Below are 16,043 nucleotides of genomic sequence, written 5' to 3' on the forward strand. Positions count from 1 at the left end.
CGCTAAAACCCTGCGTCAGTTACGAGACGAAACAGATTACTTCACCACCGTTGCCGGCCTCGCGGGCGACACGGTCGCTTACCACCCCCTTGGAGGTGGAAACAATGGCCACGCCCAGACCGCCGTCCACTCGGGGCAGTTCGTCGCGACCACGGAAAACTCGAAGACCGGGGCGGGATACCCGCTCAATGCGGGAAATCACCGGCTCTCCCTCGTAATACTTGAGGGTCACTTCCATGGTCTTCTTGTTGCCGGCCTCTTCACTGACGGCAAAGCCAGCGATATAGCCTTCATCCTTGAGCACCTGAGCAACCGCGCTCTTCTGCTTGGACGACGGCATGCTGACGGTGGCCTTGCCGGCACGCTGGGCGTTCCGGATCCGGGTCAGCATGTCAGCGATAGGATCAGTCATACTCATTGCGTTCTTCCTCGTTCCAAGCGCTTACCAGCTGGACTTGACCAGGCCCGGAATATCACCGCGCATGGCGGCTTCACGGAGCTTGTTGCGACCAAGACCGAACTTGCGGTAGTAGCCATTGGGGCGGCCGGTGACACGGCAGCGATTGCGAATTCGCACCGGGCTGCTGTTACGCGGCAGTTTGGCCAGCTTCTCAACAGCGGCTTCCCGCTCTTCCTCGCTGGCATTCTGATCACGAATGATCCGCTTCAGTTCGGCGCGTTTGGCGGCGTACTGCTCCACCAGCTTGGCGCGGCGGCGTTCGCGTTCGATCATGGACTTCTTGGCCATCTCTCAGCCCCTACTCAGTTCTTGAACGGGAAGTTGAAGGCAGACAGCAGGGCGCGGCCCTGTTCGTCGTTCTCGGCAGTGGTGGTAATGGTGATGTCCATACCACGCACGGCGTCGACCTTGTCGTACTCGACTTCCGGGAAAATAATCTGTTCGCGCACGCCGAGGCTGTAGTTGCCGCGACCATCAAAGGCCTTGGCATTCAGACCACGGAAGTCACGAATACGCGGAATCGCCACATTGATGAGACGGTCCAGGAATTCGTACATGCGCTCGCGACGCAGCGTCACCTTGGCGCCGATCGGCCAGCCATCACGGATCTTGAACCCGGCGACCGACTTTCGGGACTTGGTGATAATCGCCTTCTGACCGGTAATCTTGGCCAGGTCGTCAACGGCGTGCTCCAGCACCTTGCGGTCGCCAACGGCTTCACCCAGACCCATGTTGATGGTGATCTTGGTGACCCGGGGAACCTGCATTGGGTTCTCGAGGCCCAGATCCTTCTGGATCTGTTCCCGGAGCTTCTCGTTGTAAAGCTGTTTCAATCTCGCCATCGGGTTCACCTGCTCAGACATCGACCACTTCGTTGGTGGACTTGAAAATCCGCACCTTGCGCCCGTCTTCCAGGGTCTTGATGCCGATCCGGTCACCCTTCTTGGTCACCGGGTTGAACACCATGACGTTGGAAATATGAATCGGCATTTCCTTGTCAATGATGCCACCACCCTGACCGCGGTTCGGATCCGCCTTCTGGTGCTTTTTCGCGACATTCACGCCTTCGACCACGAGGCGTTCGTCATCAACGACGCGCAGAACGGTGCCCTGACGGCCCTTGTCCTTGCCCGCAATGACGATCACATCGTCGCCTTTCTTGATACGCTTCATCGTCAAACTCTCCGTTCGCTCACAGTACTTCGGGGGCAAGCGAGACAATACGCATGAACTGGTCAGTACGCAGCTCGCGGGTCACCGGCCCGAAGATACGGGTGCCGATCGGCTCGAGGCGTGCGTTAAGCAGCACCGCCGCATTCGTGTCAAAGCGGATCAGCGAACCGTCAGGACGACGCACACCCTTACGGGTACGGACGACAACGGCGTTGTAAACCTCACCTTTCTTCACGCGACCACGCGGAATGGCTTCCTTGACACTCACCTTGATGATGTCACCGATCCGCGCGTAGCGACGCTTGGAACCGCCCAGCACCTTGATGCAGCGAAGGCTACGTGCCCCGCTGTTGTCTGCGGCGTCCAGCAGTGTCTGCATCTGGATCATTGCTCTATCCCCTACTCAGTCGGCCTATTGCCCAGGCCAGCCGGCCAACTCGACACGCCTCGGATCAGTCCGAAGCCTTTTCCACGATTTCGTGCAGCCGCCAGCTCTTCCGCTTGGAGAGCGGCCGGCATTCCGCGATGGAGACCAGGTCACCCTCACGGCACGCGTTTTCTTCATCATGCGCCAGCAGCTTGGTGCTGCGGCGAATGTACTTGCCATACAGCGGATGAGCCACGCGACGCTCGATGTAGACGGTAATCGTCTTGTCCGCCTTGGAGCTAACGACGCGACCAGTCACGGTACGCGGAGTCTGTGCGGTGTTCTCGCTCATTACTGTTCACCCGCCTTCTGTTCGTTCAGCACAGTCTTGATCCGCGCAATGTTGCGGCGGACCTTGCCGACCTGATCGGGACGACTCAGCTGACCGGTAGCCTGCTGCATGCGCAGATTGAACTGCTCCTTGCGCAGCTCCATGAGCTCTTTGGCCAGCTCTTCCGAATTCTTGTTCCGCAGTTCAGAGACTTTCATTTACATCACCTGCCGGGTCACGAAGGTGGTCTGCACCGGAAGCTTGGCCGCAGCCAGGCGGAACGCCTCGCGGGCCAGCTCTTCGCTCACACCTTCCATCTCGTAGAGCACACGACCGGGTTGGATCTGGGCCACCCAGTACTCCACATTACCCTTACCCTTACCCATGCGAACTTCCAGGGGCTTGTTGGTAATGGGCTTGTCCGGAAAAATCCGGATCCAGATCTTGCCGCCACGTTTCACGTGACGCGTAATCGCACGACGAGCCGCCTCGATCTGGCGAGCGGTAATGCGGCCGCGCGTGGTGGCCTTGAGACCAAACTCACCAAACGAAACCGCGTTGCCGGCCTGGGCTACGCCCCGGTTGCGGCCTTTGTGCTGTTTTCGAAACTTTGTCCGCTTCGGCTGCAACATGACAGCGTCTCCTACTTACGAGCCTTGTCATCGGCCGGGGCCTGTCCGATCGTACTCGGATCCAGAACCTCGCCTTTGAAAATCCAGGTCTTCACGCCGATGATGCCGTAGGTGGTCTTCGCCTCGGCGAAGCCGTAGTCAATCTCGGCACGCATCGTGTGCAGCGGCACACGGCCTTCCCGGTACCATTCGCTACGCGCAATCTCGGCGCCGTTGAGACGGCCGGCCACGCGTACCTTGATCCCTTCCGCACCCAGGCGCATGGCATTGCCCACGGCGCGCTTCATGGCGCGACGGAACATGATGCGGCGCTCAAGCTGCTGGGCGATGCTTTCCGCCACCAGCTGGGCATCCAGCTCGGGCTTGCGAACTTCGGAGATGTTCACGCGCACGTCCATGCCCATCATGTCGGACAGTTCCTTGCGCAGCTTCTCGATGTCCTCACCCTTCTTGCCGATCACGATGCCCGGACGTGCGGTGTGAATGGTCACACGCGCACTTTTCGCCGGGCGTTCGATCTGAATCCGGCTGACGGAGGCATGCGACAGCTTCTTCTTGATGTAGTCGCGCAGCTTCAGATCGTCGAGCAGCGTATCAGCGAACTCACCACCTTCCGCGTACCACTTGGCCGTCCAGTCGGTAGCGACGCCAAGACGGAAGCCTGTTGGATGAACCTTATGACCCATGTCAAATCACCTTCACTCGTCAGCCACGGAAATCGTGATGTGGCTGGTACGCTTGAGAATCTGGTCGGCGCGGCCCTTGGCACGCGGCTTGAACCGCTTCATCGTCGGGCCCTCGTCCACCATGATGCGATCCACCTTCAGCTCATCCACGTCGGCGCCTTCATTGTTCTCGGCATTGGCAATCGCCGATTCAAGCAGCTTGCGCACGATGTGCGACGCCTTCTTGGGGCTGAACTCCAGGATCTGAAGGGCCTGGGCGACGGGCTTACCCCGCACCTGGTCCGCAACCAGCCGGCATTTCTGCGGCGAGATCCTGGCGAACCGGAGTTTTGCGCTTACCTGCATGGCTCGCTACCTCTTATTTCGACTTCTTGTTCGCCGCATGACCCTTGTAGGTACGAGTCAGGGCGAATTCGCCGAGCTTATGCCCGACCATGTTTTCGGAGACCAGGACCGGCATATGCTGACGCCCGTTGTGGACCGCGATGGTCAGACCCACCATATCGGGAGTCACCATGGACCGACGGGACCAGGTCTTGATCGGGCGACGATCGTTGCTCGCAGCAGCCGCTTCGACCTTCTTGGCCAGATGCGGATCAACGAATGGACCTTTGCTGATTGAACGTGGCACGTTCCTACCCTCTCGATTCGTTTATTTCTTGAGCTTGCGACGACGCACGATCATGTTGTCCGTACGCTTGTTATGCCGCGTCTTGTAACCCTTGGTGGGCTGACCCCACGGCGACACCGGATGGCGACCACCAGAGGTTCGGCCTTCACCACCACCATGGGGGTGATCCACCGGGTTCATGGCTGCACCGCGAGTCTTCGGGCGGAAGCCGCGCCAGCGGTTGGCGCCGGCCTTGCCGAGCTGGCGGAGGCTGTGCTCCTGGTTCCCGACTTCGCCGATGGTGGCGCGGCACTCAATGTGCACCTTGCGCATTTCACCGGAACGCAGACGGATGGTGGCGTAGGCACCTTCCCGCGCCAACAGCTGCACCGCGGTACCGGCCGAGCGGGCGAGCTGAGCACCCTTGCCCGGGCGAAGCTCCACACAATGAACCGTGCTACCCACCGGGATATTGCGCAGCGGCAGCGTGTTGCCGGTCTTGATCGGAGCGCGATCGCCGGACTGGATCTCGTCACCGGCCTTCAGACCACGGGGCGCGATGATGTAGCGCCGCTCGCCGTCCCGATACAGCACCAGCGCCAGATGGGCACTGCGGTTCGGGTCGTATTCCAGCCGCTCGATGCGAGCCGGAATATCGTCCTTGTTGCGACGAAAATCCACGACGCGGTAGCGGCGCTTGTGACCGCCACCCCGATGGCGCATGGTCGTACGGCCGGCGCTGTTGCGACCACCCGTGCTGTGCTTCTTCTCGACCAGCGGACCATAAGGCTCGCCTCGGTGCAGCTCGTCGTTCTTGACCTGAACAACAAAGCGGCGGCCGGGTGAAGTCGGTTTCGCTTTCTTAAGTGCCATGACTTCGAATCCCTATCCGATTCGGGCAGCCGATTACTCGGCGCCACCCATGAAATCAATATCCTGACCAGGCTGGAGCGACACATAGGCCTTTTTCCAGTCCTGACGACGACCGTACTGGGTACCAAAGCGCTTGATCTTGCCCTTCTGTCTCACGACACGGACCTTGTCGACCTGCACTTCGAACAGCTTCTCGACCGCCTTGCGGATCTCTGTCTTGGTGGCATCACGGCGAACCTTGAAAACCACCTGATTGTGCGCGTCGGCCACATTGGTGCTCTTTTCAGAGACGTGCGGACCGAGCAGCACGGTCATAAGGCGTTCCTGATTCATGCCAACCACTCCTCGATACGACGCAGGGCGGGAACCGTCATCAGCACCTTGTCGAAACCGACCAGGGAGACGGGATCAACGGCTGCCGTGTCGCGCACATCCACCTTGGGCAGGTTGCGGGCGGAGAGGTAAAGCGCTTCAGTCACCTCATCCGTCACGATCAGCACGTTGTCGAGACCAAGCTCCTTCAACTTCGCCACCATGGCGCGGGTCTTGGGCTCTTCCAGATTGAACTCTTCGGTCACCACCAGGCGTTCCTGACGCACCAGCTCCGACAGGATGGAGCGGATGGCGGCCCGGTACATTTTCTTGTTGACCTTCTGGCTGTGGTCCTGGGGCTCAGCCGCGAAAACCTTGCCACCGCTGCGCCACAGGGGACTGCGGATGGTGCCGGCACGGGCACGGCCGGTGCCCTTCTGGCGCCAGGGCTTGCGGCCACCGCCACGCACTTCGGCGCGGGTCTTCTGGGCGCGGGTGCCAGCACGGCCGGCGGCCAGATAGGCAACGACCACCTGATGGACCAGCGTTTCGTTGAACTCACGACCGAAAGCGGCTTCCGAAACGGTCAGCTTTTCCTGGCCGGAGGCTTTTTGTACCTGAAGTTCCATGAGACCTCCTTAGCTCGCCGACTTGATCGCGGGGCGAATCAGCACATCCGAGCCCTTCGAGCCCGGGACGGCGCCCTTGACCAGGATCAGGTTGCGCTCGGCATCCACCCGAACCACTTCCAGGCTCTGGGTGGTGCGGCGCACATTACCCATGTGGCCGGACATCTTCTTGCCCTTGAACACGCGACCGGGGGTCTGGTTCTGACCGATGGAACCGGGAACACGATGGGAAAGCGAGTTACCGTGGGTCTGGCGCTGGCCACGGAAGTTGTGGCGCTTGATGGTGCCCGCGTAACCCTTACCAATGGAGGTGCCGGTCACATCAACGGACTGACCTGCCTCGAAAATGTCGACGCGGATCTCACCACCCAGCTCCAGCTCTTCGCCTTCACCGTCAGCGAGGCGGAACTCCCACACGCCCCGGCCGGCCTCGGTATTCGCCTTGGCGAAGTGACCGGCCATGGGCTTGGTGACACGGCTGGCGCGACGGGTGCCGGTCGTGACCTGCACGCCGCGGTAGCCGTCGGAGTCGACCGACTTGATCTGGGTAATCCGGTTGGGCTCGACCTCGATCACCGTAACGGGCAGCGACGCGCCGTCGTCGGTGAAAACGCGGGTCATGCCGCATTTCCGTCCTACAACACCAATAGCCATCTTTCCTGTCCTCGTTCACCACGCCGATTACGATTGACCGACGCTGCACGCAAATTCACCCGCCAGTCGGCGGAATCCCCGGGGAAACCCCGGAAACACAGACCCGGCACAGGCTTGCCCTGCACCGGGCCCAAAAGAGCCCGCTATCATACCACCAAGCGGACCCCAATAAAACCCCTGAATGACGCGGATTTGCGTCGTTCAGTTCAGCTGGATCTGCACGTCCACGCCGGCGGCCAAGTCCAGGCGCATCAGGGCATCCACCGTCTTGTCGGTGGGATCCACGATGTCCATCAGCCGCTTGTGGGTCCGGATCTCGTACTGATCCCGCGCCTTCTTGTTGACGTGGGGGGAGATCAGGATCGTGTGCTTTTCCTTGCGAGTCGGCAGCGGAATCGGGCCACGTACCTGGGCACCGGTACGCTTGGCCGTCTCGACGATTTCCTGGGCAGAGCGGTCGATCAGACGATGATCGAAGCCCTTCAGCCGGATACGAATATTCTGGTTCGCCATCTTAATATTGCCTCAACGAGCAGGGCGGGCCCGAAGGCCCGCCCTCGTTCGATTAGTCGATGATCTTGGAGACGACGCCGGCACCCACGGTGCGGCCGCCTTCACGGATCGCAAAACGCAGACCGTCTTCCATGGCGATCGGCGCAATCAGGGTCACCGTCATCTTGACGTTGTCACCCGGCATCACCATCTCGGTGCCGCTCGGCAGTTCACAGGCACCGGTCACGTCCGTGGTGCGGAAGTAGAACTGCGGGCGATAGCCGTTGAAGAACGGGGTATGACGACCACCCTCGTCCTTGCTCAGCACATACACCTCACACTCGAACTTGGTGTGCGGGGTGATGGAACCCGGCTTCGACAGAACCTGGCCACGCTCAACGTCGTCACGCTTGGTGCCGCGCAGCAGCACGCCCACGTTGTCGCCCGCCATGCCCTGGTCCAGCAGCTTGCGGAACATCTCAACGCCGGTCACGGTGGTCTTGGTGGTCTCGCGGATACCCACGATTTCCACTTCGTCACCCACGTTCACCACGCCGCGCTCGATACGGCCCGTCACCACGGTGCCGCGGCCGGAAATGGAGAACACGTCTTCCACCGGCATCAGGAAGGTGCCGTCAATGGCACGCTCCGGCTCCGGAATGAACTCGTCCAGGGCGTCCAGCAGCTTGTTGATGGCCGGAATGCCGATGTCGGACTCGTCACCTTCCAGCGCCTTCAGCGCGGAACCGGTGATGATCGGGGTGTCGTCGCCAGGGAAGTCGTACTCGCTCAGAAGCTCGCGAACTTCCATCTCCACCAGCTCCAGAAGCTCGGCGTCATCCACCATGTCCGCCTTGTTCAGGAACACCAGAATCGCCGGCACGCCAACCTGACGGCTCAGCAGAATGTGCTCACGGGTCTGGGGCATGGGGCCGTCGGCCGCGCTCACCACCAGAATCGCACCGTCCATCTGCGCCGCACCCGTGATCATGTTCTTCACATAGTCAGCGTGGCCCGGGCAGTCAACGTGGGCGTAGTGACGCGCGTTGGACTCGTACTCCACGTGCGCGGTGGCAATGGTAATACCGCGCTCACGCTCTTCCGGTGCATTGTCAATATCACCGTAGTCGCGGAATTCGCCACCGTGGGAAGCACCCGCCACTTTCGTCAGCGCCGCCGTCAGCGTCGTCTTGCCATGGTCAACGTGACCAATCGTTCCAACGTTTACATGCGGCTTTGTTCTTTCAAACTTTTCCTTGGACACGGTTACACCTCAGCTTTGATTCAATGATTAAAAAACTACCTGATTCAGGAAGCCTTCTTGATCAGTTCGTCGGCCACACTGGAGGGAGCCTCGGAATAATGCGAGAACTCCATGGTGTAGCTGGCACGACCCTGGGTAGCCGAGCGCAGGTCGGTGGCGTAGCCGAACATCTCGGACAACGGCACTTCGGCCCGCAGCAGCTTGCCGGCCGGCACGTCTTCCATGGCCTTGACCGTGCCACGGCGACGGCTCATGTCGCCCATCACGTCACCCATGTAATCCTCGGGGGTGACGACCTCGACCTTCATCATCGGCTCAAGCAATACCGGATCGGCCTTGCGGGCGCCTTCCTTGAAGCCCATGGAGCCGGCGATCTTGAAGGCCATCTCGTTGGAGTCCACATCGTGGTAGGAGCCGTCATACAGGGTCACCTTGACGTCAACCACCGGATAACCGGCAATCACGCCATTTTCCATCTGCTCCTGGATACCCTTGTCCACGGACGGGATGTATTCCTTCGGAACCACACCACCCACGATGGAGTTGACGAACTCGTAACCGGCACCGGCCTCCTGGGGCTCGATGCGCAGGTGCACGTGACCATACTGACCACGACCACCGGACTGACGGACGAACTTGCCCTCCTGCTCCACCGACTTGCGAATGGTTTCGCGGTAGGCCACCTGGGGGTTACCCACGTTGGCTTCCACCTTGAACTCGCGCAGCATGCGGTCAACGATGATGTCCAGATGCAGCTCGCCCATCCCGGAAATGATGGTCTGACCGGACTCCTCGTCGGTACGCACCCGGAAGGACGGGTCTTCCTGGGCCAGCTTCTGCAGCGCCACACCCATCTTTTCCTGGTCGGCCTTGGACTTGGGCTCCACGGCAACGGCGATCACCGGCTCCGGGAACTCCATCCGCTCCAGCGTGATGACCTCATCCTTGCTGCAGAGCGTGTCACCGGTGGTCACTTCCTTGAGGCCCACGGCGGCGGCGATATCACCGGCACGTACTTCCTTGATCTCTTCCCGGTTGTTGGAGTGCATCTGCAGCAGACGGCCGATGCGCTCACGCTTGCCCTTGACCGGGTTGTAGACCTGGTCGCCGGAATTCAGCACGCCGGAGTAGCAACGGAAGAAGGTCAGATTGCCCACGAACGGATCGGTGGCAATCTTGAAGGCCAGCGCAGAGAAAGGCTCGTCGTCACGCGGGTGGCGCTTGGCCGGGGTGTCCTTGCCATCGTCCAGGATGCCTTCCACGGGCGGCACGTCCACCGGCGAGGGCATGAACTCGATCACGGCATCCAGCAGGGCCTGCACGCCCTTGTTCTTGAAGGCGGTACCACACAGGGCCAGGATGATCTCGTTGTTGATGGTGCGGGCACGCAGGCCAGCGCGAATCTCGTCGCTGGTCAGCTCGCCACCTTCCAGGTACTTCTCCATCAGCTCTTCGGAGCCCTCGGCAGCCGCCTCGACCATCTGCTCCCGATACTTGTCGGCCTCGGCCTTCAGGTTGTCGGGAATCTCGTCCGCCTTGTAGGTGGTGCCCATGTTGTCCTCATCCCAGTAAATCGCTTTCATGCGGATGAGATCAATGACACCGGCGAAGTCTTCTTCGGCGCCGATGGGCAGCTGAATCGGAACAGGGGTCGCACCCAGGCGGGTCTTGATCTGCTCGACCACGCGCAGGAAGTTGGCACCGGCACGGTCCATCTTGTTGACGAAGGCCATGCGGGGCACTTCGTACTTGTTGGCCTGACGCCAGACCGTTTCGGACTGGGGCTCGACACCGCCAACGGCACAGAAGACCGCGACCGCACCGTCCAGCACGCGCAGGGAGCGCTCCACCTCGATGGTGAAGTCCACGTGACCGGGCGTATCAATGATGTTGATACGGTGCTGGTCATACTGCTGGTCCATGCCCTGCCAGAACGTGGTGGTCGCAGCAGAGGTAATGGTGATACCACGCTCCTGCTCCTGCTCCATCCAGTCCATCACGGCAGCACCTTCGTGCACTTCCCCGATCTTGTGGGAAATGCCGGTGTAGAACAGGATGCGCTCAGTGGTGGTGGTCTTACCGGCATCGATGTGCGCCATGATGCCGATATTCCGATAGCGCTCAATTGGGGTCTTGCGTGGCACGGGTAGAACCTCTACGTATCAGTCTTCGTGAATTTACCAGCGGAAATGGGAGAAGGCCTTGTTGGCCTCTGCCATGCGATGCACGTCTTCCCGCTTGCGAACCGCAGCACCGCGGTTCTCGCTTGCCTCAAGAAGCTCACCGGCCAGGCGCTCATCCATGGATTTCTCACTGCGGGCGCGGGCGGCGTCGATGGTCCAGCGCATGGCCAGGGCCATCTGGCGCACCGGACGCACTTCCACGGGCACCTGATAGGTGGCACCACCCACGCGGCGGGACTTCACCTCCACCATGGGGCGGACGTTTTCCAACGCTTTTTCCAGCAGTTCGAGGGCATCCGCACCCTTCTTTTCCTGAACATGATCCAGCGCGCCATAGACCACACGCTCGGCGACGGACTTCTTGCCATCAACCATGACCATGTTGACGAACTTCGCCAGCAGTTCGCTGCTGAACTTCGGATCCGGGAGGACCTGGCGCTTCGGAACTTCTCTTCTTCTCGGCATGACTTGTTACCCGATTCTCTTGATTAGGTGCTGGATCAGGACTTCGGCTTCTTGGCGCCGTACTTGGAACGACCCTGACGGCGATCGTTGACGCCGGCGCAGTCCAGGGCACCGCGCACGGTGTGATAACGCACACCCGGCAGGTCCTTCACTCGGCCGCCACGAATCAGGACCACGGAGTGCTCCTGAAGGTTGTGACCCTCGCCACCGATGTAGCTACTGACTTCGTAGCCATTGGTGAGACGGACACGGGCGACTTTCCGCAGGGCGGAGTTCGGCTTCTTCGGCGTGGTCGTGTACACGCGGGTGCAGACACCGCGTTTCTGCGGCGAGGCCTGCAGGGCAGGCACGTCGCTCTTCTCGACCGGCCGACGCCGGGGCTTGCGCACAAGCTGGTTGATGGTCGTCATACGATTTCTCTCTTTGACCGTATCTTGCCCGGGGCCTTGCAGGCTCCCGGCTGAAATACAAAAACGTCCGCGCAGAAGCTGGCCCCGCGGCCAACTCCCGTCACGGCTTCACCGGCTCCGAACCGGCCCGGATACAGCGAAACCGGTTTGGAGTCAAAGACCCCCGCCGTGGGCGGGGGCCATGGAATTCCGAGTTAAGGGCGGGAATTCTAAGGAGAGCGGGCAGCCCTGTCAAGCAGGAACGCCCCGACTCCCTAGTTCTCGTCGCTCTCCCCGGCGCTCCCCTCGGCCTGTTCGGCGGATTCCGCCGTCATGGCCTCGGACAGCTCCGCCACCATCATGTCTTCCGCCTGGTGGCGCTGACGGCGGCGATCCTTGTGGTAGGCCAGGCCCGATCCGGCCGGGATCAGGCGCCCCACAATCACGTTTTCCTTCAGACCGCGCAGGTCGTCACGGGCACCGCGCACGGCGGCTTCGGTGAGCACCCGGGTGGTCTCCTGGAAGGAGGCCGCGGAGATGAAGGACTCGGTAGCCAGGGAGGCCTTGGTGATGCCGAGCAGGATTCGGTCGAACTTGGCCGGAACCTTGCCCTCCTTCTCCAGCTCTTCATTCACCTCCAGAACACGGGACTCCTCGGCCTGCTCGCCACGCAGATAGCGGCTGTCACCCGGCTCGGTGATCTCCACCTTGCGCAGCATCTGGCGAACGATCACCTCAATGTGCTTGTCGTTGATCTTCACCCCCTGAAGGCGATAGACGTCCTGGATCTCCTGCACCAGGTAGTTGGTGAGCTCCTTGGAGCCCAGCAGGCGCAGGATATCGTGGGGGTTCGGCTCGCCGTCGGCGACCACTTCGCCGCGGGTCACGTGCTCACCCTCGAACACGTTGATCTGACGCCATTTCGGGATCAGCAGCTCGTGGCTCTCACCCTCTTCGTCCGTGATGACCAGGCGGTTCTTGCCCTTGGTCTCCTTGCCAAAGGAGACCGTGCCGGTGTACTCGGCCAGGATGGAGGCCTCCTTGGGCCGGCGGGCCTCGAACAGGTCGGCCACCCGGGGCAGACCACCGGTGATATCACGGGTCTTGCCGGATTCCTGGGGAATACGGGCCAGCACATCACCCACGTCCACCTGGGCACCGTCTTCCACACTCACGATGGCGCCGCCCGGCAGCACATAGGCCGCGGGGATGTCGGTGCCCGGAATATTGACGGTCTTGCCCTTCTCGTCCACCAGCTTGATCATCGGGCGCAGATCCTTGGCCTGGGAGCTGCGCTGCTTGGGATCAATGATGACCGTGCTGCTCAGACCGGTGATTTCGTCGGTCTCACGGTTCACCGTCATGCCCTCGATGAAGTCGCTGAAGACCAGCTTGCCCTTCACCTCGGTGACAATCGGGTGGGTGTGGGGATCCCACTCGGCCACGATCTGGCCAGCCTTGACCTCGGCACCGTCCTGCACCATAAGAGCCGCACCGTAGGGAATCTTGTAGCGCTCGCGCTCGCGGCCGTAATCATCGGCCACGGCGATTTCGCCGGAGCGGGAGATGGCCACCAGATGCCCGTCGCGGTGCTGGACCGACTTGACGTTTTCGAGACGGACGGAACCGTCACCCTTCACTTCCACGTTGCTCACGGCAACGGAGCGAGAGGCAGCACCACCGATGTGGAAGGTCCGCATGGTGAGCTGGGTACCCGGCTCACCGATGGACTGGGCCGCGATCACGCCCACGGCCTCACCCTCGTTGACCTCATGGCCACGGGCCAGGTCACGACCGTAGCATTTGGCGCAGACACCGTAACGGGTGTCACAGGTCACCGGCGAACGAACCAGGACGGAATCCACACCCATGTTTTCGAGCATCTCGACCTTCTTCTCGTCGAGCATCTCGTTGCGATCAAAGAGGATGTCGTCCGAGCCCGGCTTGTAAACCGGCGCGGCCAGGTTGCGGCCCAATACCCGCTCCTTGAGCGACTCGACCACGTCCCCGCCCTCAACGATGGGACGCATTTCCAGACCATCCTCGGTGCCACAGTCCTCGTCCACCACGACCATGTCCTGGGAGACATCCACCAGGCGACGGGTCAGGTAACCGGAGTTGGCGGTCTTCAGAGCGGTATCCGCCAGACCCTTACGGGCACCGTGAGTGGAAATGAAGTACTGAAGCACGTTCAGGCCTTCACGGAAGTTGGCCGTAATGGGCGTTTCGATGATGCTGCCGTCCGGCTTGGCCATCAGGCCACGCATGCCGGCCAGCTGACGAATCTGCGCGGCGGAACCACGGGCGCCGGAATCGGCCATCATGTAGATGGAATTGAAGGATTCCTGCTTGACCGTCTTGCCCTCGGCATCGGTCACGTCTTCCTTGCCAAGCTGATCCATCATCACCTTGGCCACCTGCTCGTTGGTGCGGGACCAGATGTCGACCACCTTGTTGTAGCGCTCGCCCTGGGTGACGAGACCGGAGGCGTACTGGTCCTCGATCTCCTTCACCTCGGCCTCGGCGCGGGCCAGGATTTCTTCCTTCTCCGGCGGCACCACCATGTCGTCGGCACCGATGGAAACACCGGCGCGGGTGGCATAGCTGAAGCCGATGTACATGACCTGGTCGGCGAAGACCACGGTCTCCTTGAGACCCACTTCGCGGTAGCAGGCATTGATGATGGCGGAGATCGCCTTCTTGTCCAGCGCCTTGTTCAGTAGCTCGAAGGGCAGGCCTTCGGGCAGCACTTCGGAAAGCAGGGAACGACCCACGGTGGTCTCCAGCAGGCGCAGGCGCTTGACCAGACTGCCGTCCTTCTGGCGCTCGTAGTCCGGCACCCGAACCTTCACCTTGGCCTGCAGATCCACCTGACCACTGTGGTAGGCACGATGGACTTCGGCCACATCGGTGAAGACCATGCCTTCGCCACGGGCGTTCACCCGGGAACGGGTCATGTAGTACAGGCCCAGCACCACGTCCTGGGACGGGTTGATGATGGGCTCGCCGGAAGCCGGCGACAGAATGTTGTTGGACGCCATCATAAGGGCACGGGCTTCCAGCTGGGCTTCCAGGGAAAGCGGCACGTGCACGGCCATCTGGTCACCGTCAAAGTCGGCGTTGTAGGCGGTACAGACCAGCGGATGCAGCTGGATGGCCTTGCCTTCAATCAGCACGGGCTCGAAAGCCTGGATGCCGAGACGGTGGAGCGTGGGTGCGCGGTTCAGCATCACCGGATGCTCGCGAATCACCTCTTCCAGGATGTCCCAGACCTCGGGACCTTCCTTTTCCACCATCTTCTTGGCGGCCTTGATGGTCGTGGCCATGCCCCGCAGCTGCAGCTTGGAGAAGATGAAGGGCTTGAACAGTTCAAGCGCCATCTTCTTCGGAATACCGCACTGATGCAGCTTGAGCGTCGGACCCACCACGATCACGGAACGACCGGAGTAGTCCACGCGCTTGCCCAGCAGGTTCTGCCGGAAACGGCCCTGCTTGCCCTTGATCATGTCCGCCAGGGACTTGAGCGGGCGCTTGTTGGAGCCGGTGATGGCACGACCACGACGACCGTTGTCCAGCAGGGCGTCCACGGATTCCTGCAACATGCGCTTTTCGTTGCGCACGATGATGTCCGGGGCGTTGAGCTCCAGCAGGCGCTTGAGGCGGTTGTTGCGGTTGATGACCCGACGGTACAGATCGTTCAGGTCGGAGGTGGCAAAACGGCCACCGTCCAGGGGCACCAGCGGACGCAGATCCGGCGGCAGCACCGGCAGCACCTCCATCACCATCCACTCCGGCTTGTTGCCGGACTCGTGGAAGGACTCCATGATCTTCAGGCGCTTGGACAGGCGCTTGATCTTGGACTCGGAGTTGGTGCCCTCGATCTCTTCACGCAGGGTGCGGATTTCCGCTTCCAGATCGATGGACTTGAGCATTTCGGCAACGGCCTCGGCGCCCATGCGGGCATCGAAATCGTCACCGTGCTCTTCAATGGCTTCCAGATAGGCCTCGTCGGACAAAAGCTGACCGCGCTCCAGCGGGGTCATGCCCGGATCGATGACCACGAAGGCCTCGAAATAGAGCACCCGCTCGATTTCACGCAGGGTCATGTCCAGCATCAGGCCGATGCGGGACGGCAGCGACTTGAGGAACCAGATGTGCGCCACCGGGCTGGCCAGTTCGATGTGGGCCATGCGGTCACGACGCACCTTGGACAGGGTCACTTCCACGCCGCACTTCTCGCACACCACGCCACGATGCTTGAGGCGCTTGTACTTGCCGCAAAGGCACTCGTAGTCCTTCACGGGCCCGAAGATCTTGGCGCAGAACAGGCCATCACGTTCGGGCTTGAAGGTCCGGTAGTTGATGGTCTCCGGCTTCTTCACTTCGCCATAGGACCAGGACCGGATCATGTCGGGTGAGGCCAGCGCAATGCGAATGGCATCGAAGTCCTCGACCTGACCTTGTTGCTTAAGCAGTCTCAGTAGATCTTTCATGCTGTCTCCCGCCTCTATACAGGCTCGAGC

Annotated in this window: 21 protein-coding genes; all 21 read right to left on the minus strand. The window is 61.2% G+C overall.

Features of this window, described 5'->3' with window-relative positions; translation table 11 throughout:
* Positions 1–19: 19 nt before the first annotated feature.
* Complete coding sequence (gene rpsH / locus RBH19_RS11615) at positions 20–418, minus strand: 30S ribosomal protein S8 (RefSeq protein ID WP_306729025.1); 399 nt, start codon at positions 416–418, stop codon at positions 20–22.
* 24 nt (positions 419–442) lie between these two features.
* Positions 443–748 carry a 30S ribosomal protein S14 gene (gene rpsN, locus RBH19_RS11620; RefSeq protein ID WP_306729026.1) on the minus strand — a complete coding sequence of 102 codons (306 nt, stop codon included), beginning with the start codon at positions 746–748 and terminating at the stop codon, positions 443–445.
* A 14-nt stretch (positions 749–762) separates the two neighbouring features.
* A complete protein-coding gene (gene rplE / locus RBH19_RS11625; protein WP_306729027.1) occupies positions 763–1,302 on the minus strand; it encodes a 50S ribosomal protein L5 in 540 nt (179 codons plus the stop codon).
* Between the two features lie 13 nt (positions 1,303–1,315).
* Positions 1,316–1,633, minus strand: a complete 318-nt coding sequence (gene rplX / locus RBH19_RS11630) for a 50S ribosomal protein L24 (protein WP_306729028.1) — start codon at positions 1,631–1,633, stop codon at positions 1,316–1,318.
* Between the two features lie 19 nt (positions 1,634–1,652).
* Positions 1,653–2,021 carry a 50S ribosomal protein L14 gene (rplN, locus tag RBH19_RS11635; RefSeq protein WP_306729029.1) on the minus strand — a complete coding sequence of 123 codons (369 nt, stop codon included), beginning with the start codon at positions 2,019–2,021 and terminating at the stop codon, positions 1,653–1,655.
* Between the two features lie 64 nt (positions 2,022–2,085).
* Positions 2,086–2,352: a 30S ribosomal protein S17 gene (gene rpsQ / locus RBH19_RS11640; RefSeq protein WP_306729030.1), complete on the minus strand. Its 267-nt coding sequence runs from the start codon at positions 2,350–2,352 to the stop codon at positions 2,086–2,088.
* Complete coding sequence (gene rpmC / locus RBH19_RS11645) at positions 2,352–2,549, minus strand: 50S ribosomal protein L29 (protein WP_306729031.1); 198 nt, start codon at positions 2,547–2,549, stop codon at positions 2,352–2,354. The genes rpsQ and rpmC overlap by 1 nt, the downstream gene beginning before the upstream one ends.
* Positions 2,550–2,963 carry a 50S ribosomal protein L16 gene (gene rplP / locus RBH19_RS11650; RefSeq protein ID WP_306729032.1) on the minus strand — a complete coding sequence of 138 codons (414 nt, stop codon included), beginning with the start codon at positions 2,961–2,963 and terminating at the stop codon, positions 2,550–2,552.
* Between the two features lie 11 nt (positions 2,964–2,974).
* Positions 2,975–3,649, minus strand: a complete 675-nt coding sequence (rpsC, locus tag RBH19_RS11655; protein WP_306729033.1) for a 30S ribosomal protein S3 — start codon at positions 3,647–3,649, stop codon at positions 2,975–2,977.
* A 12-nt stretch (positions 3,650–3,661) separates the two neighbouring features.
* Complete coding sequence (rplV, locus tag RBH19_RS11660) at positions 3,662–3,994, minus strand: 50S ribosomal protein L22 (protein ID WP_306729034.1); 333 nt, start codon at positions 3,992–3,994, stop codon at positions 3,662–3,664.
* Positions 3,995–4,007: 13 nt separating this feature from the next.
* Complete coding sequence (gene rpsS, locus RBH19_RS11665; RefSeq protein WP_306729035.1) at positions 4,008–4,280, minus strand: 30S ribosomal protein S19; 273 nt, start codon at positions 4,278–4,280, stop codon at positions 4,008–4,010.
* 21 nt (positions 4,281–4,301) lie between these two features.
* On the minus strand, positions 4,302–5,132 hold the full coding sequence (gene rplB, locus RBH19_RS11670; protein WP_306729036.1) for a 50S ribosomal protein L2: 831 nt from the start codon (positions 5,130–5,132) through the stop codon (positions 4,302–4,304).
* 33 nt (positions 5,133–5,165) lie between these two features.
* Positions 5,166–5,465 (minus strand): 50S ribosomal protein L23, encoded by a 300-nt coding sequence (rplW, locus tag RBH19_RS11675; RefSeq protein WP_306729037.1) that lies wholly within the window; start codon positions 5,463–5,465, stop codon positions 5,166–5,168.
* Positions 5,462–6,073, minus strand: coding sequence for a 50S ribosomal protein L4 (gene rplD / locus RBH19_RS11680; RefSeq protein WP_306729038.1), 612 nt, complete (start codon positions 6,071–6,073; stop codon positions 5,462–5,464). Before rplD ends, rplW begins: the two co-directional genes overlap by 4 nt.
* 9 nt (positions 6,074–6,082) lie before the next feature.
* Complete coding sequence (rplC, locus tag RBH19_RS11685; protein WP_306729039.1) at positions 6,083–6,727, minus strand: 50S ribosomal protein L3; 645 nt, start codon at positions 6,725–6,727, stop codon at positions 6,083–6,085.
* A 201-nt stretch (positions 6,728–6,928) separates the two neighbouring features.
* Positions 6,929–7,240, minus strand: coding sequence for a 30S ribosomal protein S10 (gene rpsJ, locus RBH19_RS11690; RefSeq protein ID WP_306729040.1), 312 nt, complete (start codon positions 7,238–7,240; stop codon positions 6,929–6,931).
* Positions 7,241–7,292: 52 nt separating this feature from the next.
* Complete coding sequence (tuf, locus tag RBH19_RS11695) at positions 7,293–8,483, minus strand: elongation factor Tu (protein WP_306729041.1); 1,191 nt, start codon at positions 8,481–8,483, stop codon at positions 7,293–7,295.
* Positions 8,484–8,527: 44 nt separating this feature from the next.
* Entirely contained in the window at positions 8,528–10,627 is a 2,100-nt protein-coding gene (gene fusA, locus RBH19_RS11700; protein ID WP_306729042.1) for an elongation factor G, read from the minus strand.
* A 33-nt stretch (positions 10,628–10,660) separates the two neighbouring features.
* Positions 10,661–11,131: a 30S ribosomal protein S7 gene (gene rpsG, locus RBH19_RS11705; RefSeq protein WP_306729043.1), complete on the minus strand. Its 471-nt coding sequence runs from the start codon at positions 11,129–11,131 to the stop codon at positions 10,661–10,663.
* A 35-nt stretch (positions 11,132–11,166) separates the two neighbouring features.
* The gene (rpsL, locus tag RBH19_RS11710; RefSeq protein ID WP_306729044.1) at positions 11,167–11,541 is read right to left on the minus strand and encodes a 30S ribosomal protein S12; all 375 of its coding nucleotides are present in this window, start codon (positions 11,539–11,541) and stop codon (positions 11,167–11,169) included.
* 254 nt (positions 11,542–11,795) lie between these two features.
* On the minus strand, positions 11,796–16,013 hold the full coding sequence (gene rpoC, locus RBH19_RS11715) for a DNA-directed RNA polymerase subunit beta' (RefSeq protein ID WP_306729045.1): 4,218 nt from the start codon (positions 16,011–16,013) through the stop codon (positions 11,796–11,798).
* Between the last annotated feature and the right edge of the window lie 30 nt (positions 16,014–16,043).

The sequence above is a fragment of the Natronospira bacteriovora genome, from assembly GCF_030848495.1.
Taxonomy (GTDB): Bacteria; Pseudomonadota; Gammaproteobacteria; order Natronospirales; family Natronospiraceae; genus Natronospira; species Natronospira bacteriovora.

Bases quoted from the DNA above. Each gene is read 5' to 3' on its own strand.
- rpsQ (WP_306729030.1), bottom strand. From the start codon at position 2,352: ATGAGCGAGAACACCGCACAGACTCCGCGTACCGTGACTGGTCGCGTC.
- rplP (WP_306729032.1), bottom strand. From the start codon at position 2,963: ATGTTGCAGCCGAAGCGGACAAAGTTTCGAAAACAGCACAAAGGCCGC.
- rplN (WP_306729029.1), bottom strand. From the start codon at position 2,021: ATGATCCAGATGCAGACACTGCTGGACGCCGCAGACAACAGCGGGGCA.
- rplW (WP_306729037.1), bottom strand. From the start codon at position 5,465: ATGAATCAGGAACGCCTTATGACCGTGCTGCTCGGTCCGCACGTCTCT.
- rpmC (WP_306729031.1), bottom strand. From the start codon at position 2,549: ATGAAAGTCTCTGAACTGCGGAACAAGAATTCGGAAGAGCTGGCCAAA.
- rplE (WP_306729027.1), bottom strand. From the start codon at position 1,302: ATGGCGAGATTGAAACAGCTTTACAACGAGAAGCTCCGGGAACAGATC.
- rplC (WP_306729039.1), bottom strand. From the start codon at position 6,727: ATGGCTATTGGTGTTGTAGGACGGAAATGCGGCATGACCCGCGTTTTC.
- rpsL (WP_306729044.1), bottom strand. From the start codon at position 11,541: ATGACGACCATCAACCAGCTTGTGCGCAAGCCCCGGCGTCGGCCGGTC.
- rpsN (WP_306729026.1), bottom strand. From the start codon at position 748: ATGGCCAAGAAGTCCATGATCGAACGCGAACGCCGCCGCGCCAAGCTG.
- rpsC (WP_306729033.1), bottom strand. From the start codon at position 3,649: ATGGGTCATAAGGTTCATCCAACAGGCTTCCGTCTTGGCGTCGCTACC.
- rplV (WP_306729034.1), bottom strand. From the start codon at position 3,994: ATGCAGGTAAGCGCAAAACTCCGGTTCGCCAGGATCTCGCCGCAGAAA.
- rplD (WP_306729038.1), bottom strand. From the start codon at position 6,073: ATGGAACTTCAGGTACAAAAAGCCTCCGGCCAGGAAAAGCTGACCGTT.
- rpsG (WP_306729043.1), bottom strand. From the start codon at position 11,131: ATGCCGAGAAGAAGAGAAGTTCCGAAGCGCCAGGTCCTCCCGGATCCG.
- rplB (WP_306729036.1), bottom strand. From the start codon at position 5,132: ATGGCACTTAAGAAAGCGAAACCGACTTCACCCGGCCGCCGCTTTGTT.
- rpoC (WP_306729045.1), bottom strand. From the start codon at position 16,013: ATGAAAGATCTACTGAGACTGCTTAAGCAACAAGGTCAGGTCGAGGAC.
- rpsH (WP_306729025.1), bottom strand. From the start codon at position 418: ATGAGTATGACTGATCCTATCGCTGACATGCTGACCCGGATCCGGAAC.
- rpsJ (WP_306729040.1), bottom strand. From the start codon at position 7,240: ATGGCGAACCAGAATATTCGTATCCGGCTGAAGGGCTTCGATCATCGT.
- rplX (WP_306729028.1), bottom strand. From the start codon at position 1,633: ATGAAGCGTATCAAGAAAGGCGACGATGTGATCGTCATTGCGGGCAAG.